Here is a 14,711-nt window from a genome sequence, read left to right as displayed (position 1 = left end):
GAAGACATAAAATCGATGAAAAGCAAATTTACAATGCTACTGTTTTATTTTTATTCGAATATATTTATTTAATATGAAACAGTATCCTAGTCAGTTTGCTTTCTCTTATTTTAAGCTGTCTCGATTCAGATATTCACTTCGGTATAAAAGCAAATTGACTCTATAGTAAAACAAGTAAATCAATGCGGCAAAAGACTTATATTCGCAATAGGCTTTTGCGGCTGCTTTACCTTTTTTAACTATAATTTCGAAAGGAGGAAAAGCATATTAAAACAGCAGTTTTTCAGTTTTATGGAAGCGGGGACCTATTAAATAACAGAAAAAATATAATCCGCGGAATAGAAAAGTCAGCAGAAAATGGCGTGAGGCTCCTTGTCTTTCAGGAGTGCGCCCTATGCGGATATGTACCTGTTGAAACAAAAGATATAACTGAAATAGATTTTCAATTGCTTGAGGTTTTGGAAAAGGAAATAGAGGCACTTTCAAAAAAACATAATATGTATATTTCTTTCGGAACAATAAGACGCCAGGGAAACGATTATTATAACTGCCTTAAAATTGCAAGCCCTTCAGGAGAAAGTGTAGAGCCTTATGATAAAAGAGCATTGTGGGGCTGGGACAGTGAAAATTTTAAAAGGGGAAAAAATTCCGGCATATACGAAATAGACGGGATAAAAATAGGATTTCGAATTTGCTTTGAAATAAGATTTCCCGAATATTTCAGAGAGCTTTACAAATCAAAGGTAAAATTATGCTTTGTAAGTTTCTGTGATGTTTCAAATAAGCCTTCCGAAGAAAGATATAATGTTATCAAATCCCATCTTATAACAAGAGCCGTTGAAAATGTAATGACTGTAATTTCTGTTAACAGTATATCAAATTTTCAGACTGCACCTACCGCCGTAATCAGCCAAAACGGCACGGTTATTTCAGAAGCTCCGAAAGATGAGCCGTTTCTTTTGATATACGATTATACAATCCCGGAAATATCTTTTGGCATGGAGGGAAGAATGAAGAATTCGGATATGCTTATGTAAAAATGCTAAAGGGTGTTCTTATGAGATTTCAAACTTAAAAAGTATACCTTTTAAAGAAAATATCTTCCTTATTGTTTAGGCTTTATCTGGAAATAATAAAATTACGTATTTCACTATATAAGATTTTGTGGTATTATTATATATAATAATTAAAAATTGACCAATAGTTATGGAGGTGCAGTTTATGGAGAAAAAAGTAATAAACAACGAACCTGCAGAGAATGATTTTGATTTTAAAGAAACTGTTTGTTCACCGGAATTTCAGGAAGGCTGCATGGATCAGCCGGAAGAAGAGACTAAAAAGAATAAATAATACGATGAAAGCCTTCGAGGATACCCTCGAAGGCTTTTTACTTGTATATGGGGCGGTTTGGGATGGACTATGATGACAACTTATCAAGCTATTGGCTTAATGATAAGCATTTGAAATGCTAATAATTGCATTCATCAATGTAATAAAAAAATAACCGCCACTGTGCAAAGTAAGCGGTTATTACGTAAAAATTACAAGTCGAACCGCCTTTAAAGCGGATTATCCTACTGAGTATCAATGTTTACAGCATTAGTACTCTTTTTATTTTTATCCTATTATATATCTAATATACTATAAAAGGTTATAAAATACAAATCAGTTATTTATATTTTTCATACATATAGCTAACCCCTGTTTTATTTCCTGAATTCTTAAATATCACATCATTATTAAATAAAAAATAGCCCTTTTTACTTTCGCCATTTTTGTAATATAGATATTTAAATGAATGAGGAAGTTCAAAATTTTCTTTCTCCAAAACAATGGCTATATTATTATCATCTATTAGTTTTGTGTAAGCCTCTGGGCTTTTGGTAATGATATCAAATATTGTATTTGTATTATTTAAGTTTTCATTATTTTTCTTTTCTAATATAATTTCTGACAGGTTTTCATTATTTTCAGTATTGTAAATATATCCATAAATGGATTCGGGAACGGTTTCATCAAATTTCATTTCTACTTGTATTTTTTTCTTGGATTCCTTATTGATACTTATATAAAAAATAGAAATTAATAATAAAAAAAATAGCAACGATAAAACTATCCTTTTATTATTTTGAGGTATAAGTTCTACTTTTTTCATAATATCACTCCCAGATTTAATCAGATTACAAAATAATATCGATTGTTTATATCAATTATGATACTAGAGATTTAAGACCTTGTAAATATTTACATAATGTAACTACTTTTAAAATATAAATTAAGGAGGTTGCACAAATGAAAAGAATTAAAGGGTTTATTGCATTGCTATTAGTGTCTGTTTTAATGCTGCTTAATAGTTCATTAGTTTTTGCAGACACCAATATTTTATCAATTGAAGAAGTTACGCTTGAAGATGGTACTATCATTTGTGTAGAAATATTAAAGCCTGAAATAGCTCTAAAACAAACTAGAGGATTTAATGAATATGTTACTTTAAGGGCAAATGTATATTTGGGTAGTAGTAAAATAGATGAAGTAGAAACTTTCGTAGATTATTATGCACTATCAGATGGTAGCAGAGGAATTAATGACATTGACGTTGATATTACGCCTTTTGGAGAATGGAATAATTCTTATTACTCATTAAAAAGTAAGTCAAGCTCTAAATGGTCTTATAGTGGAATTATACAAAACAAAAGAAATGGTACAGTAATAGCTCAACTTGATTTTAATTTTAATGTTTCTGTTCAAGCTGGTCAAATACCTAAATTATCCTTAAGTTAATAATTAAGTTTCTTATAAGAGTATTATATATAAAGATTTGGGTTCCGTATTTTTATTCGGAGCCCAATTTTTAGTTATTTTAGAAGATATATTTTGCTGCATATCATTAGCTTAATAAATAACCTTTGCAATGCTAATTATTGTAATTATCAATACAATAAAAAATAGACAGCCCTGTCACAAGGTAAGCAGCCTATTCTTATAAAAGACTTACGAGTCTAACTATCTAAGGCAGGTATGCTGCTGAGTGCTAATATTTGCGGCATTGGTACCTTTTTTATTATACCCTGTATATCACTATATGCTTATTGTAATACAAAAAGTTATAAAACAATGACTTATCTATATTTTTATAAATTTAAGCCGGTCTGGATTTATGAAACAAATCCAAATTCATTAATACGTTAAAAGGCAAAACTTATCATTGCCTGGGGAACATTTACCTTGCTGAAGGAATAGAAAAATCGGTATTCTTCTAAAACCCTGGTTTTCTTAAAGGAAGAAGGGCTATTGATTAAAGAATCGCTTAAGCTGTTTCTGCTGTATTCATAAGGGTCGGCGTAAAAAAGCTTATAGGGATTTCTATAGGCGTGAAGGCCGTTTTTTAAAAGCATAGAGCTATATTCAATTTTATATGGAGTTTTACCTGTTAATATAATAGGTTTTAACATAATTATCCCTTTATTTTCTCTATATAAAAGCTGTATTGTTTATATAATACAATTTTATGGCATAAAAATCAATCTCCTTATGAAAAAGAAGTGGTATAGTCCAATGTTGTAAAAAATAAAAGTGTTTCTTTAAAGTGGTTGACATATTGGAATGCATAAAATATAATTATAGTGAGAGAAAACAATAAAATGTAAGATTATGTAAATTCATAGAAAAATGAAGTGAAATTGGTTCTAGGTGGTACATATAATATTTTTTTATGAATTTGGTAGCATAATAAGAAGCAGGTGCCTGATGAACATAACAGTGGATAAAAATTCACATAAGCCTATATACAGGCAGATAGTTGATGAGATTATCGAAGGGGTAAACGGCCGTCAGATAAAATACGGCTCTAAGCTTCCTGCGGAAAGAGAGCTTTCTGAAAACCTTGATATTTCAAGAGGGACTGTAAAAAAGGCATATGAGGCGCTTGAGAAGGAAGGTTTTGTTAAAATCATATGGGGAAGCGGTGCTTTCATATCTAAAAGGCCTGACGATGGAGAAGGCGCCCAGGAGAAGGAATATATTCTGGGCTTTATGAACCATATGGAGGAAAGAGGATATTCTAAAAGAGAAATTGAGGCGTTTATGACTTTGGCTGCCCTTAAGAAATTCAGCAAGAGAAAAGTCATGGTGGCCGCGGTGGACTGCAATCAGGAGGCTCTTGAAATATTTAAAAAGCAGCTTTCCTTTATGTCTGAATTAAACTGCATGGATTTTCTCCTTTCCGATATGGAATCCTTCACCAATCCAAAGGCTCTTTTTGATAATTTTGATATTATCTTTACCACTACAAGTCATTATGACGACCTTGTAAAAATGCTTCCCTGGCATGAGGAAAAGATTATGAAGGCCGTAGTTTCTCCGGACAGGCAGACCATAGTAAATCTCATTAATATGCCTGAAAACACAGGGCTTTTAGTAAAAACCAGACGCTTTCGAGATATTGTGAACAATAATATGGTTTCCTACGGAAGAAGGATTCCTGAAAAAGACTGTATCTTTGAAAAGTGGGCGGATTTAGAAAGCTTTGAAAGGTTTATATCCCAAAGAGAGGTTATTATCATGCCTCCGATATACGCTTTAAGCCTCAGGGGAGAGGTTTATGAAAGACTGAACAAATTCGTCTTTGATGGCGGAAGAATCATTACATTTAACTACATGATAGAAAAGGGCTCTATTATTCATATTGAAGATAGAATCTCAAACATACTATACAATTTTAAGGAGTGGTAAAAATGGAGGATAAGCAAATTACTCTTGTTATGGGAGTAATAGGCGCAGATGTCCATGCGGTGGGGATTAAAATACTGGATTATGCTTTTTCAAATGCCGGATTTAAGGTTATAAACCTTGGGGTTATGGTAAGCCAGGACGAGTATATTGCCGCAGCCATAGAATCAAATGCCAAAGCCATATTGGTATCTTCTCTTTACGGACACGGAGAGCTTGACTGCCGCGGCTTAAGAGATAAATGCAACGAGGCCGGCCTTAAAGACATTAAGCTTTACGTAGGCGGAAACCTTGTTGTTGGAAAGAAAGATTTTGCAACAGTTGAAAAGACCTTTAAAGAAATGGGCTTTGACAGGGTATATCCTCCCGGAAGCAACCCTGAGGACAGCATCAGAGACATCAAATCCGATTTCGGAATACTTTAAGCCGACAGCCTTCTTTAAAAAGGATAGGCATATACTCATCTCAGGGAGGCGATAGAATGAATATAGTCCTTACGATAGACTTTGGCTCTACATTTACGAAGATTAGTGCTGTGGATATAGAGAATGCAAAAATTATAGCCACCGCCAAATCCTTTACGACAATAGAGACAGATGTAAGGCACGGCCTTGAGAATGCTCTTGCAATAATGGAAAGGGAAAACGGGAAAATAGAGTTTTCCAAAAAAATAGCCTCTTCCTCAGCGGCAGGCGGGCTGAAAATGATTTCCTCAGGCCTTGTGCCGGAGCTTACTGCAAAGGCTGCTAAAATGGCGGCAAACAGCGCAGGGGCAAAGGTGCTTCGGAATTTCAGCTTTGAGCTTAGTGTTCTTGAGCAGGAAGAAATCGTGGCCCTTAAACCCGATATTATCCTTCTCTGCGGCGGAATAGACGGCGGCAATAAAGAGGTTATACTCCATAATGCGAAAATACTTGCGAAAACAGAAGGCGATTTCTTTGTTATCATAGCAGGTAATAAAGCAGTTTCAAAGGACGTATGGGATATCCTTGAAGCCGGCGGAAAAAGATCCATCATAACGGAAAACGTTATGCCGGAATTTAACAAGCTGAATATTGCACCGGCCAAGGAGCAGATAAGAGAACTTTTCATTAAGAATATAATAGAGGCGAAAGGCCTTAATTTAATACAAAAAAGCCTTGACGCAGACATCATCCCCACGCCTCTTGCAGTTTTTGAGGCGGCGGAGCTTTTAGCGAGAGGCACAAGGCATGAAACAGGCCTTGGAAGCCTTATGGCCTATGATGTTGGCGGCGCCACGACAGATGTTTATTCCATGGCAGGGGGAGAGCCTACGAAGCCCAATGTAATGCTTAAAGGCTTTAAAGAGCCTTTTGCCAAGCGTACGGTTGAAGGGGATATTGGAATGCGTTATTCCATATCGAGCCTTGTGGAAGAAGCCAATGCCGAAATTATAGCGGAAAATATAGGCCTTACGAAAGAAGCGGTTATAAACTGGATAGCCGCCTGTAAAAAGGACCCGGGCATCCTTGCAGAGCCCGGCACAGAGGAAAGGCTCATAGATGAAGAGCTTGCAGCCTTTGCCATAGAGATTTCCGCCAACAGGCACTGCGGATATATTGAAACCATATATACCCCCTTTGGAGAGTCCTATATACAGTCGGGGAAGGATTTAACCCCCGTAAATTATGTAATAGGCGCAGGCGGCTCCGTTATAAACAGCACCAATCCAAGAAAGGTTCTTTCAAGAAGTATTTACTCTCAGGCAAATTATGATATCTTAAAGCCCCAGAACCCTAAATTCCTTCTTGATAAAAAGAGTATTTTTGCGGCTATGGGCCTTGTGGGAAGACTTTATCCCGATACGGCAATAAAGATTATGAAAAATGAATTTATAGAGGTTTAATATTTACAGTTCCTGCATGGCTTTGCAGGCGGTATCTATATGGTAGGAGGATACAATGGATATAGAGTTAAAAAATGAAAAATTATCTGACGATTATTTTTACTCCATGCAAAAAGAGGTACAAAATTCATGGGTAACGGGAAAAGACCTTAATTTCGAAGAAGCTGTTGCTTATCAGAAGTCCATACCCACAGAAAAAAGATTTGCCGACAAACTGAATAGGGCCCTTGAAGCAGGCATTACCCTTGTTCAGCCAAGAGCCGGCGTTGCTTTATATAAAGAGCATATTGAGCTTTTGAAATACCTTGAAGAGGAAGGAGAAGCAGACCTTCTTCCATCAACGATTGACTCTTATACAAGACATAACAGATATGAAGAGGCTCAGACAGGAATAGATGAATCCATCCGTCTGAACCGCTCTATGCTGAATGGTTTTCCGGCTGTAAATTACGGCGTTCAGATTTGCCGTGAGGTTACTTCAAGTGTGAAAAGCCCCGTTCAGGTAAGACACGGTACGCCAGACGCAAGGCTTCTTACAGAAATATCTCTGGCAGGCGGGTTTACCTCCTATGAAGGCGGCGGAATCAGCTATAATATCCCTTATGCCAAAGAGCACACCCTTGAAAAAACCATTTCAGACTGGCAGTACTGCGACAGGGTTATAGGCCTTTATGAAGAAGCCGGCGTTACCATAAACAGGGAGCCTTACGGCCCTCTTACGGGAACTTTAGTGCCTGCCTGTATTTCAAACTCTGTTGCCATTATAGAAAGTCTTCTTGCTGCTGCTCAGGGCTGTAAGCATATTACCGTAGGATACGGACAGTGCGGTAACCTTGTGCAAGACATTGCAGCGATGAAGATGCTGAAGGAACAAACGGAATCTTACCTTAGAAAATTCGGCTTTAATGACGTTGTAATTACGACAGTTTTCCATCAGTGGATGGGCGGTTTCCCTGCCGATGAGTCAAAGGCTTTCGGCGTTATCTCCTGGGGTGCTGCTACGGCTGCGCTTTGCGGAGCTACAAAGGTTATTGTTAAAAGCCCTCATGAGGCCATGGGCGTTCCTACAAAGGAAGCCAATGCCGCCGGTATTAAGGCTACCAAGCAGGTTGTAAACATGCTTAGAGACCAGAAGCTTGTAAACTTAAGAGAAGTGAATTCAGAATGTGAAATCATTCAAAAAGAAGTAGAATGCATTATGGAAAAAACTATCGAGCTTGGAAACGGAGACATTGCCGCAGGTACTGTAAGAGCCTTTGAAGCCGGCGTTCTTGATGTTCCTTTCTCACCAAGCCGTTATAATATGGGAAAAGCCCTTCCTGCAAGAGATAATGAAGGTGCAATCAGATTCCTTGACTGCGGAAATCTTCCTTTTACAAAGGATATTCACGATTACCATCAGCAGAAGCTTGAAGAAAGAGGCAAATTCGAAAACCGTCAGGTATCCTTCCAGATGGTGATAGACGACGTTTATTCCATAGGAAAAGGCTTTTTAGTTGGCAGACCCAATAAATAATAAAATAAACTTAATAAGTATAAATGATAAAAATAAAAGGGGATAAATACCATGAAAATTAAAGATGTAATTTGCTCACCGGGCAGAACGGGCTTTTTCTTTGACGACCAGAAGGCGATTAAGGCTGGCGCCGTGTTAGACGGAAACGCTTATTTCGGAGATCCTGTTACCCCCGGCTTTACAAGAGTTAGACAGGCGGGAGAATCTATTTCCATCATGTTTGTTCTTGATGACGGTCAGGTTGCCCTAGGCGACTGTGCAGCAGTTCAGTATTCCGGAACAGGCGGAAGAGACCCCTTGTTTTTAGCAAGCGATTACATTCCTTTTATTGAAAAAGAGCTTAAGCCGAACCTTGTTGGAAAAGAAATCACAACATTTAAAGAAATGGCCGAGCACTTTGACCACTTTAAAGATTCCGAAGGCAAAAGGCTTCATACCGCAATTCGCTACGGTATTACCCAGGCGATTCTTGACGCTTGCGCAAAGAAAAACAGAAAGACCATGGCTCAAGTAGTTGCCGATGAATACGGCCTTACAGTATCCGATAAAATCGTTACAATTTTCTCCCAGTCCGGGGACGACAGATATGCAAATGCCGATAAAATGATTTTAAAAGGCAGCGCCTGCCTTCCTCACGGCCTTTTCAACAGTGTTGAAAAATTAGGAAACTCCGGAGAAAAATTAGTAGCGTATGTAGAATGGTTAAGAGACAGAATCTTAAAATTAAGAACAGACGAAAGCTATAACCCTGTTTTGCATATAGACGTATACGGAACAATGGGTATTGCTTTTGATAATGATTTAGATAAAATAACGGACCTTTTTGCAAAGCTTGAAGAATGCGCAAAGCCATTCCATTTAAGAATAGAAGGCCCTGTTGACGTAGGCGAAAGAACAGCCCAGATGGAAGCCCTTAGAGACCTTAGAAAGAAAATAGACGAAAGAGGCATCAATGTTGAAATCGTAGCCGATGAATGGTGCAATACTTTTGAAGACGTTGTTTACTTTACAGACAATAAAGCAGGCCATATGGCGCAGATAAAGACGCCCGACTTAGGCGGAATCAACAACTCCATCGAAGCCGTTATTTACTGCAAGAAAAACGGCATGGGCGCTTATTTAGGCGGAACCTGCAACGAAACAAATATTTCAGCACAGGCCTGTGCAAACGTAGCGATGGCTACAAGCCCCGATATGTGCCTTGCAAAGCCTGGCATGGGCGTTGACGAAGGATATATGATTATGTATAACGAAATGAACAGAATCCTTGCCCTTAAGAACGCTCTTTAGGATTTATTTAACATAAGATAATTTATAAAAGTGTAAGGCAGGCAAAAATCTTCATTCGGTGCATTTTTGTCTGCCTGACCTTATAATAGGTGCTCTGATTTTTAAAATTATTTGTAAATGTTTTTTAAATATACAGGGCATAATTGAACTATTGCTTACCCTGTTCTTAAGATTTGTGATGTTTTATCATTAAATAAAAGTAGGTTTTTTATATTTTTAATAGGAAAGAAAATCTGCCATATTAAAGCAAAACAAGATTCAGGCAGTAACAAAATTCTATTTTTTATAAACGGCTTAAATATATAAAAACGCTATATTTAAGCCATTCACTGTTAACAAAGATGAAAAGAGCTTTGTTTGACTGTAAAAGAAGGTTCACTAAGTATAAAACATACGATTTTTGTTACTGTAATTATTTTGTTTTACTATTACCGAAAGGAAATGATGTTATGGAAGAAATGAGAATTTTGTCAACCACCGCTATTTTAGGCTATGGTTTTCCTGAAAGCTCATTTAAAGAAGCTTTGAAGCTTAATCCTGATGTTATCGCTGCCGACGCCGGTTCATCGGACCCGGGCCCATATTATCTTGGTTCGGGAAAATCCTTTACCGACAGGAACGCAGTAAAAAGGGATTTAAGCTTTATGATACCGGAAGCTCTTGAAAGAGGAATCCCTGTAATCATAGGAACCTGCGGCGGTTCAGGCGCCGACAGCCATTTAGAGTGGAACGTTGATATTGTAAAAGAAATAGCCAAAGAGCTGAATCTTGATTTTAAGCTTGCTGTTATCAGCTCCGAGCTTTCAAAAGATCTTGTAAGAAATAAGCTTAAAGAAGGAAAGATTGAGCCTTTGAAGCCTGCCGGACCTTTAACGGAAGAAAATATTGATGAAGCCATAAGAATCGTTGCCCAGATGGGGCAGGAGCCCTTTATAAAGGCTCTTGAAGAAGGGGCGCAGGTAATTCTTGCAGGAAGAGCCTATGACCCGGCGGTATTTTCATCTCTTGCAGTTAAAAACGGCTATGACGCAGGCCTTGCCATCCATCTCGGGAAAATATTGGAATGCGCAGCCATTGCTTCCACTCCCGGAAGCGGAAGCGACTGTATGATGGGCTTTTTAGGAAAGGACTATTTCAGGGTGATGCCTTTAAGTCCTTTAAGAAAGTGCACTACCCTTTCTGTTGCGGCCCATACCCTTTATGAAAAAACCAATCCGATTCATCTTCCCGGTCCTGGAGGCGCTTTGGATTTATCCGCTACTACCTTTGAGCAGTATAATGAAAACACTGTTACCGTAAAGGGAAGCAAATTCGTTCCTACAGAAAAATACTATCTTAAGCTTGAGGGCGTAAAGCTTACAGGCTATAGAACAGTTTCCATAGCGGCCTGCAAAGACCCTATCATGATAGATGCCATAGATACCATTATCAAAGAGGTAAAAGATAAGGTAAGCTCCAATTTCAATATGAAAGAGGACGAATATTTCCTTGACTTCAAGCTTTACGGTAAAAACGGCGTTATGGGCATTTTCAAAGATATGCCTCAGGATACGCCGAATGAGCTTTGCATCATCATAGAAGCTGTTGCAAAAACCCAGCAGTTAAGCAATACCATCTGCAGCTTTGCCCGTTCAACAATGCTTCACTATGGCTATGAAGGAAGAAAGAGTACTGCCGGAAACCTTGCTTTCCCATTCTCCCCTTCCGATTTCAGCGTAGGAGAGGTTTACGAATTTAATATTTACCATCTTATGGAAGTGGCAGACCCCTGCGAACACTTCCCTGTAAAAATATATGATTGCAAAAGAGGTGAGCTTGTATGAAACTTTTTGACATAGCAGACGTAATAAGAAGTAAAAATTCAGGCCCCTACGAATTGACCTTCGACATCATATTCAAAGAATACGATATGTTCAGAAAAGTTCTTGAGGCCAATGTATTAAACGAAGACGTTATATGTACTCTTTACGGCATTAAAAAAGAAGACATTATAGGCATCATGGGCTTTGACCCTGCAAAGGCCATTAAAATCACCATCGTGCGACCCATTCCGTCAGGAGCCTTGGGCGAATCTGATGTTTACGGTGCCCAGCAGCATTCACCCCTTTTGAACTTTGAATTTGAGTTCTAAGGAGTATAAGGTTTGTTTATAGTAAATTTAAAGATAAACAGTAGCAAAGCCGTATATTCCTGAAGGCTCAAAAATGTACCGTTTCCGAAGGAAATCCGTGTTTTTGAGCCTTAAGGGAATAGGCTTTTGCTACTTCTTCATGATAAATTTACTATAGCCAAAGAAAGGACTGTCTCAAAGAGATAGTCCTTTTATACTAGGCTCACTTGAAACATAATGTATGGTAAATTTCTCATAAAGCAGTAATAAAAATCTATTCATTAAGAGACTCAAAAATAAGGATTTCCTTTGGAAACGGTGCATTTTTAAGCCTATAGGAATATATAGTCTTGTTGTTGTTTAACGCTAAATTTACTATTTAAATCTCTTTGTAGCGAATAAAGAGGCTCCGTTATTGTTCATTATAAAACATAATACAGGACCTATGGGCTTATAGCTTTGACATGAATAGAACTTACGATAATTAATATTTTCTTCTTGAAACTTTTGAAAATTAATATTTGATTATTTCAGGCCCATGGCCTATGCTTTTCATCATCTTTCAGCAGAAAGGTACTATATAGCAATACCGATTTATGATATACTGGATATAGTAAATAAACTTGAAAAGAGTTCAAGTTTATTTATCACATTGCTAAAGAAAAACTTATTGAACTTAAAATCAAAAAGACAGTTTTAAGTTTAATAAGTATAAGTGCAGAGATTATTAGAATCATGGCATTAATAAGAAACTGCCATATGAAAGTATGGGGAATTTTAATTTTCCGAAGCATGCAAAAGTGTTTTTATGAATATTACAGTAAATGAATTTATTTTTTTATCATAGGCAATAGGGGGGTGAATGTGTGAATATTGGCCAGCGTGCCCATTTATACTCTGTATATTTTGCGCCAAGGGGAAGAGAACGCCTTTTAAATCTGGGGACACAGCTTGCGCAAATCCATCTTGACTTCAGCGATAAGCTTATCGGTATCGTAGGCGATGCAGGAAGCGGCAAAAGCTCCATTATAAAGGGAATGTTCCCCGGCGTTGAATTATCCAATAACGACGACGGCCTGGACGCAAGAAAAATAATGCAGGTACGAAATACTCTTGACAATCAATATGATTCTTCAACGTATCATTTGGATATGCGCTTTCAGATGGCCTTTACCCAGATGTTTGAGGTTGTAGACTTTGTCAGGGGCGCTTTGAAAAAAGGCAGAAGGGTCATCGTGGAGCATTTTGACCTTCTCTATCCTTATCTTGGGGTGAATGCAAGCCTTATTATAGGGGTGGGAGAGGAAATCATCGTTACGAGGCCCACCATATTCGGCCCTATGCCTCAGGATATATATGATATCGTTTTTAACTCTCTTAAAAGGAGAAAAATGGCCCATACGGCGGAAGACCTTACGACTTTAGTCCTTAAAAAAATATATAGGATACCCTTTAATGTGCTGAACAGCGACGTAAGAGGCGGCTTCGTGCTTAATTTTACGGAAAAGCCCAATATAGACATAGGGGAGCTTGAAAAAAAGGTTTCAGAGCTTATCGGCCAAAATCTTTCCGTAAGCTATAACGATGAAAACAGCATACGGATTGGTGATCTTGAAGTTATACCCTGCACAGGGCCAAGGATACACATAAAGAATACGTCGGAAATAGAAAACTTCAGTCTTGTCAAAGAAATATTCTATGATGACAAAATTAAAATGTATGCCCTTGTAGGTTTAGTGGGGGACGAAAAAAGAGAAATGGCAGATTTAAACAAAATCAGGAGGGAGCAGTTTTAATGCGGGAAATAGACGTAAGTCAGGTTAAGGAGACCATTGCAAAGCTTTGTATTGACGCAAATTATTATATATCCAAGGATATTCTTTCCTGCTTCAAAAAAGGCGTTAAGGAAGAAACAAAGCCCATAGCAAAGGATATATTGGGGATTTTAATAGATAATGCGGAAATAGCTGAAACAGAAGGCATCGCCATATGCCAGGATACGGGAATGGCTGTAGTTTTCGTAGAAGTAGGCCAAGATGTTCATTTTACAGGGGGGAATCTTTACGACGCCATCAACGAGGGAGTAGCCAAGGGTTATGAAGAAGGCTATCTTAGAAAATCCGTCGTGAAAGACCCTATTAACAGGGTTAACACAAAAGACAATACCCCTGCGGTAATTCATACCTTTATCGTTCCCGGGGACAAGGTTAAATTAACCGTATCCCCCAAGGGCTTCGGCAGTGAAAACATGAGCAGGCTTGTAATGTTAAAGCCTTCTCAGGGCCTTGAAGCCGTTAAGAAATTTATTATTGAAACCGTTAAAATAGCAGGGCCTAATGCCTGCCCGCCTGTTATTGTAGGGGTTGGTGTAGGGGGAACTATGGAAAAAGCGGCCTTAATGAGCAAAATGGCTCTTTTAAGAACCGTAGATTCTAAGAACCCTGATGAATTCTGGGCTTCTGTTGAAGAAGAGCTTCTTGAAGAAATCAATAAGCTTGACATCGGCCCCGGCGGCTTCGGCGGAATCAATACGGCGCTTGGCGTTAATATCGAAGCTTATCCTACCCATATTGCAGGTCTTCCGGTAGCCGTGAATATGGGCTGCCACGTAACAAGACATGCAGAAGCAGTATTATAGGGGGGAGATCACATGAATAGCGAAATTATATTAAACACACCTTTTACAGATGAGATGATAAAGCCCTTAAAGGCTGGCGACATGGCCTATATTACAGGCTATATCTATACGGGAAGAGACGCCGCCCATAAGAGAATGTGCGAAATGCTTGACAAAGGGGAAGAAATGCCCTTTGAATTTTCAGGTCAGGTAATTTATTACGCAGGCCCCTGCCCCAATAAGCCGGGCTACGTTATAGGCTCTGTAGGCCCTACCACCAGCGGAAGAATGGATGCGTATTCTCCAAGGCTTATAGAAAAAGGCCTTAAAGTAATGATTGGAAAAGGCTTTAGAGACGATAAGGTAATAAAAGCCATCAAAGACCATACCGGCATCTATTTTGCGGCTATCGGCGGTGCAGCCGCCCTTATGAGCAAATGTGTAAAATCCGTTGAAATCATCGCATTTGAAGATTTGGGAACAGAGGCCATAAGAAAGCTTTATGTAGAAAAGCTTCCCGTAATCGTTGCGGTTGATTCGGAAGGCAAAAGCGTATATTAGGAAACAGATTCCTTAATATTAA

General features: G+C 38.3%; 15 protein-coding genes. 13 read left to right on the top strand and 2 right to left on the bottom strand.

Going from position 1 to position 14,711, the window contains the following annotated elements:
* Nucleotides 1-266 precede the first annotated feature (266 nt).
* Both NBX03_RS13120 and NBX03_RS15885 read left to right on the top strand, forming a co-directional pair.
* Nucleotides 267-1,037 carry a carbon-nitrogen hydrolase family protein gene (locus tag NBX03_RS13120; RefSeq protein ID WP_267134884.1) on the top strand — a complete coding sequence of 257 codons (771 nt, stop codon included), beginning with the start codon at nt 267-269 and terminating at the stop codon, nt 1,035-1,037.
* A gap of 184 nt (nt 1,038-1,221) precedes the next feature.
* Nucleotides 1,222-1,350, top strand: a complete 129-nt coding sequence (locus tag NBX03_RS15885; RefSeq protein WP_267134855.1) for a hypothetical protein — start codon at nt 1,222-1,224, stop codon at nt 1,348-1,350.
* Between the two features lie 319 nt (nt 1,351-1,669).
* On the opposite strand, the gene NBX03_RS13115 is transcribed toward NBX03_RS15885, so the two are convergent.
* On the bottom strand, nt 1,670-2,155 hold the full coding sequence (locus NBX03_RS13115; protein WP_250228220.1) for a hypothetical protein: 486 nt from the start codon (nt 2,153-2,155) through the stop codon (nt 1,670-1,672).
* Between the two features lie 137 nt (nt 2,156-2,292).
* On the opposite strand from NBX03_RS13115, the gene NBX03_RS13110 reads away from it, so the two are divergent.
* Complete coding sequence (locus tag NBX03_RS13110; protein ID WP_250228218.1) at nt 2,293-2,781, top strand: hypothetical protein; 489 nt, start codon at nt 2,293-2,295, stop codon at nt 2,779-2,781.
* Between the two features lie 404 nt (nt 2,782-3,185).
* Here the strand turns inward: NBX03_RS13110 and NBX03_RS13105 are convergent, their stop codons facing one another.
* Nucleotides 3,186-3,452, bottom strand: a complete 267-nt coding sequence (locus NBX03_RS13105; protein WP_250228217.1) for a hypothetical protein — start codon at nt 3,450-3,452, stop codon at nt 3,186-3,188.
* A 295-nt stretch (nt 3,453-3,747) separates the two neighbouring features.
* Between NBX03_RS13105 and NBX03_RS13100 the strand changes: the two genes are divergently transcribed.
* The 10 genes from NBX03_RS13100 (at nt 3,748) to NBX03_RS13055 (ending at nt 14,689) form a co-directional block, all read left to right on the top strand.
* Complete coding sequence (locus NBX03_RS13100) at nt 3,748-4,731, top strand: GntR family transcriptional regulator (RefSeq protein ID WP_250228216.1); 984 nt, start codon at nt 3,748-3,750, stop codon at nt 4,729-4,731.
* A 2-nt stretch (nt 4,732-4,733) separates the two neighbouring features.
* A complete protein-coding gene (gene glmS / locus NBX03_RS13095) occupies nt 4,734-5,153 on the top strand; it encodes a methylaspartate mutase subunit S (RefSeq protein WP_250228215.1) in 420 nt (139 codons plus the stop codon).
* Nucleotides 5,154-5,209: 56 nt separating this feature from the next.
* On the top strand, nt 5,210-6,595 hold the full coding sequence (gene glmL / locus NBX03_RS13090) for a methylaspartate mutase accessory protein GlmL (RefSeq protein ID WP_250228214.1): 1,386 nt from the start codon (nt 5,210-5,212) through the stop codon (nt 6,593-6,595).
* Nucleotides 6,596-6,650: 55 nt separating this feature from the next.
* On the top strand, nt 6,651-8,111 hold the full coding sequence (locus NBX03_RS13085; protein ID WP_330638421.1) for a methylaspartate mutase subunit E: 1,461 nt from the start codon (nt 6,651-6,653) through the stop codon (nt 8,109-8,111).
* A 51-nt stretch (nt 8,112-8,162) separates the two neighbouring features.
* Nucleotides 8,163-9,401, top strand: coding sequence for a methylaspartate ammonia-lyase (locus NBX03_RS13080; protein WP_250228213.1), 1,239 nt, complete (start codon nt 8,163-8,165; stop codon nt 9,399-9,401).
* A gap of 449 nt (nt 9,402-9,850) precedes the next feature.
* On the top strand, nt 9,851-11,224 hold the full coding sequence (locus tag NBX03_RS13075; RefSeq protein WP_250228211.1) for an acyclic terpene utilization AtuA family protein: 1,374 nt from the start codon (nt 9,851-9,853) through the stop codon (nt 11,222-11,224).
* Nucleotides 11,221-11,532, top strand: coding sequence for a DUF4387 domain-containing protein (locus NBX03_RS13070; RefSeq protein WP_250228210.1), 312 nt, complete (start codon nt 11,221-11,223; stop codon nt 11,530-11,532). Before NBX03_RS13075 ends, NBX03_RS13070 begins: the two co-directional genes overlap by 4 nt.
* An 845-nt stretch (nt 11,533-12,377) precedes the next feature.
* Entirely contained in the window at nt 12,378-13,307 is a 930-nt protein-coding gene (locus NBX03_RS13065) for an alanine-tRNA synthetase second additional domain-containing protein (RefSeq protein WP_250228208.1), read from the top strand.
* On the top strand, nt 13,307-14,149 hold the full coding sequence (locus NBX03_RS13060; protein ID WP_250228206.1) for a fumarate hydratase: 843 nt from the start codon (nt 13,307-13,309) through the stop codon (nt 14,147-14,149). The genes NBX03_RS13065 and NBX03_RS13060 overlap by 1 nt, the downstream gene beginning before the upstream one ends.
* Before the next feature lie 12 nt (nt 14,150-14,161).
* A complete protein-coding gene (locus NBX03_RS13055; protein WP_250228205.1) occupies nt 14,162-14,689 on the top strand; it encodes a Fe-S-containing hydro-lyase in 528 nt (175 codons plus the stop codon).
* The last annotated feature ends 22 nt before the right edge of the window (nt 14,690-14,711 follow it).

Origin of the sequence: Anaeropeptidivorans aminofermentans (genome assembly GCF_940670685.1) — a bacterium.
Classification (GTDB): Bacteria; Bacillota; Clostridia; order Lachnospirales; family UBA5962; genus Anaeropeptidivorans; species Anaeropeptidivorans aminofermentans.
This window is presented reverse-complemented; position numbering and strand designations above follow the sequence as displayed.

What these genes read in the sequence shown, in the direction of transcription:
- glmS (WP_250228215.1), top strand. Translation starts at nt 4,734, where the DNA reads ATGGAGGATAAGCAAATTACTCTTGTTATGGGAGTAATAGGCGCAGAT.
- NBX03_RS13100 (WP_250228216.1), top strand. Translation starts at nt 3,748, where the DNA reads ATGAACATAACAGTGGATAAAAATTCACATAAGCCTATATACAGGCAG.
- NBX03_RS13060 (WP_250228206.1), top strand. Translation starts at nt 13,307, where the DNA reads ATGCGGGAAATAGACGTAAGTCAGGTTAAGGAGACCATTGCAAAGCTT.
- NBX03_RS13055 (WP_250228205.1), top strand. Translation starts at nt 14,162, where the DNA reads ATGAATAGCGAAATTATATTAAACACACCTTTTACAGATGAGATGATA.
- NBX03_RS13075 (WP_250228211.1), top strand. Translation starts at nt 9,851, where the DNA reads ATGGAAGAAATGAGAATTTTGTCAACCACCGCTATTTTAGGCTATGGT.
- NBX03_RS13085 (WP_330638421.1), top strand. Translation starts at nt 6,651, where the DNA reads ATGGATATAGAGTTAAAAAATGAAAAATTATCTGACGATTATTTTTAC.
- NBX03_RS13105 (WP_250228217.1), bottom strand. Translation starts at nt 3,452, where the DNA reads ATGTTAAAACCTATTATATTAACAGGTAAAACTCCATATAAAATTGAA.
- NBX03_RS13080 (WP_250228213.1), top strand. Translation starts at nt 8,163, where the DNA reads ATGAAAATTAAAGATGTAATTTGCTCACCGGGCAGAACGGGCTTTTTC.
- NBX03_RS13115 (WP_250228220.1), bottom strand. Translation starts at nt 2,155, where the DNA reads ATGAAAAAAGTAGAACTTATACCTCAAAATAATAAAAGGATAGTTTTA.
- NBX03_RS13070 (WP_250228210.1), top strand. Translation starts at nt 11,221, where the DNA reads ATGAAACTTTTTGACATAGCAGACGTAATAAGAAGTAAAAATTCAGGC.
- NBX03_RS13110 (WP_250228218.1), top strand. Translation starts at nt 2,293, where the DNA reads ATGAAAAGAATTAAAGGGTTTATTGCATTGCTATTAGTGTCTGTTTTA.
- glmL (WP_250228214.1), top strand. Translation starts at nt 5,210, where the DNA reads ATGAATATAGTCCTTACGATAGACTTTGGCTCTACATTTACGAAGATT.
- NBX03_RS15885 (WP_267134855.1), top strand. Translation starts at nt 1,222, where the DNA reads ATGGAGAAAAAAGTAATAAACAACGAACCTGCAGAGAATGATTTTGAT.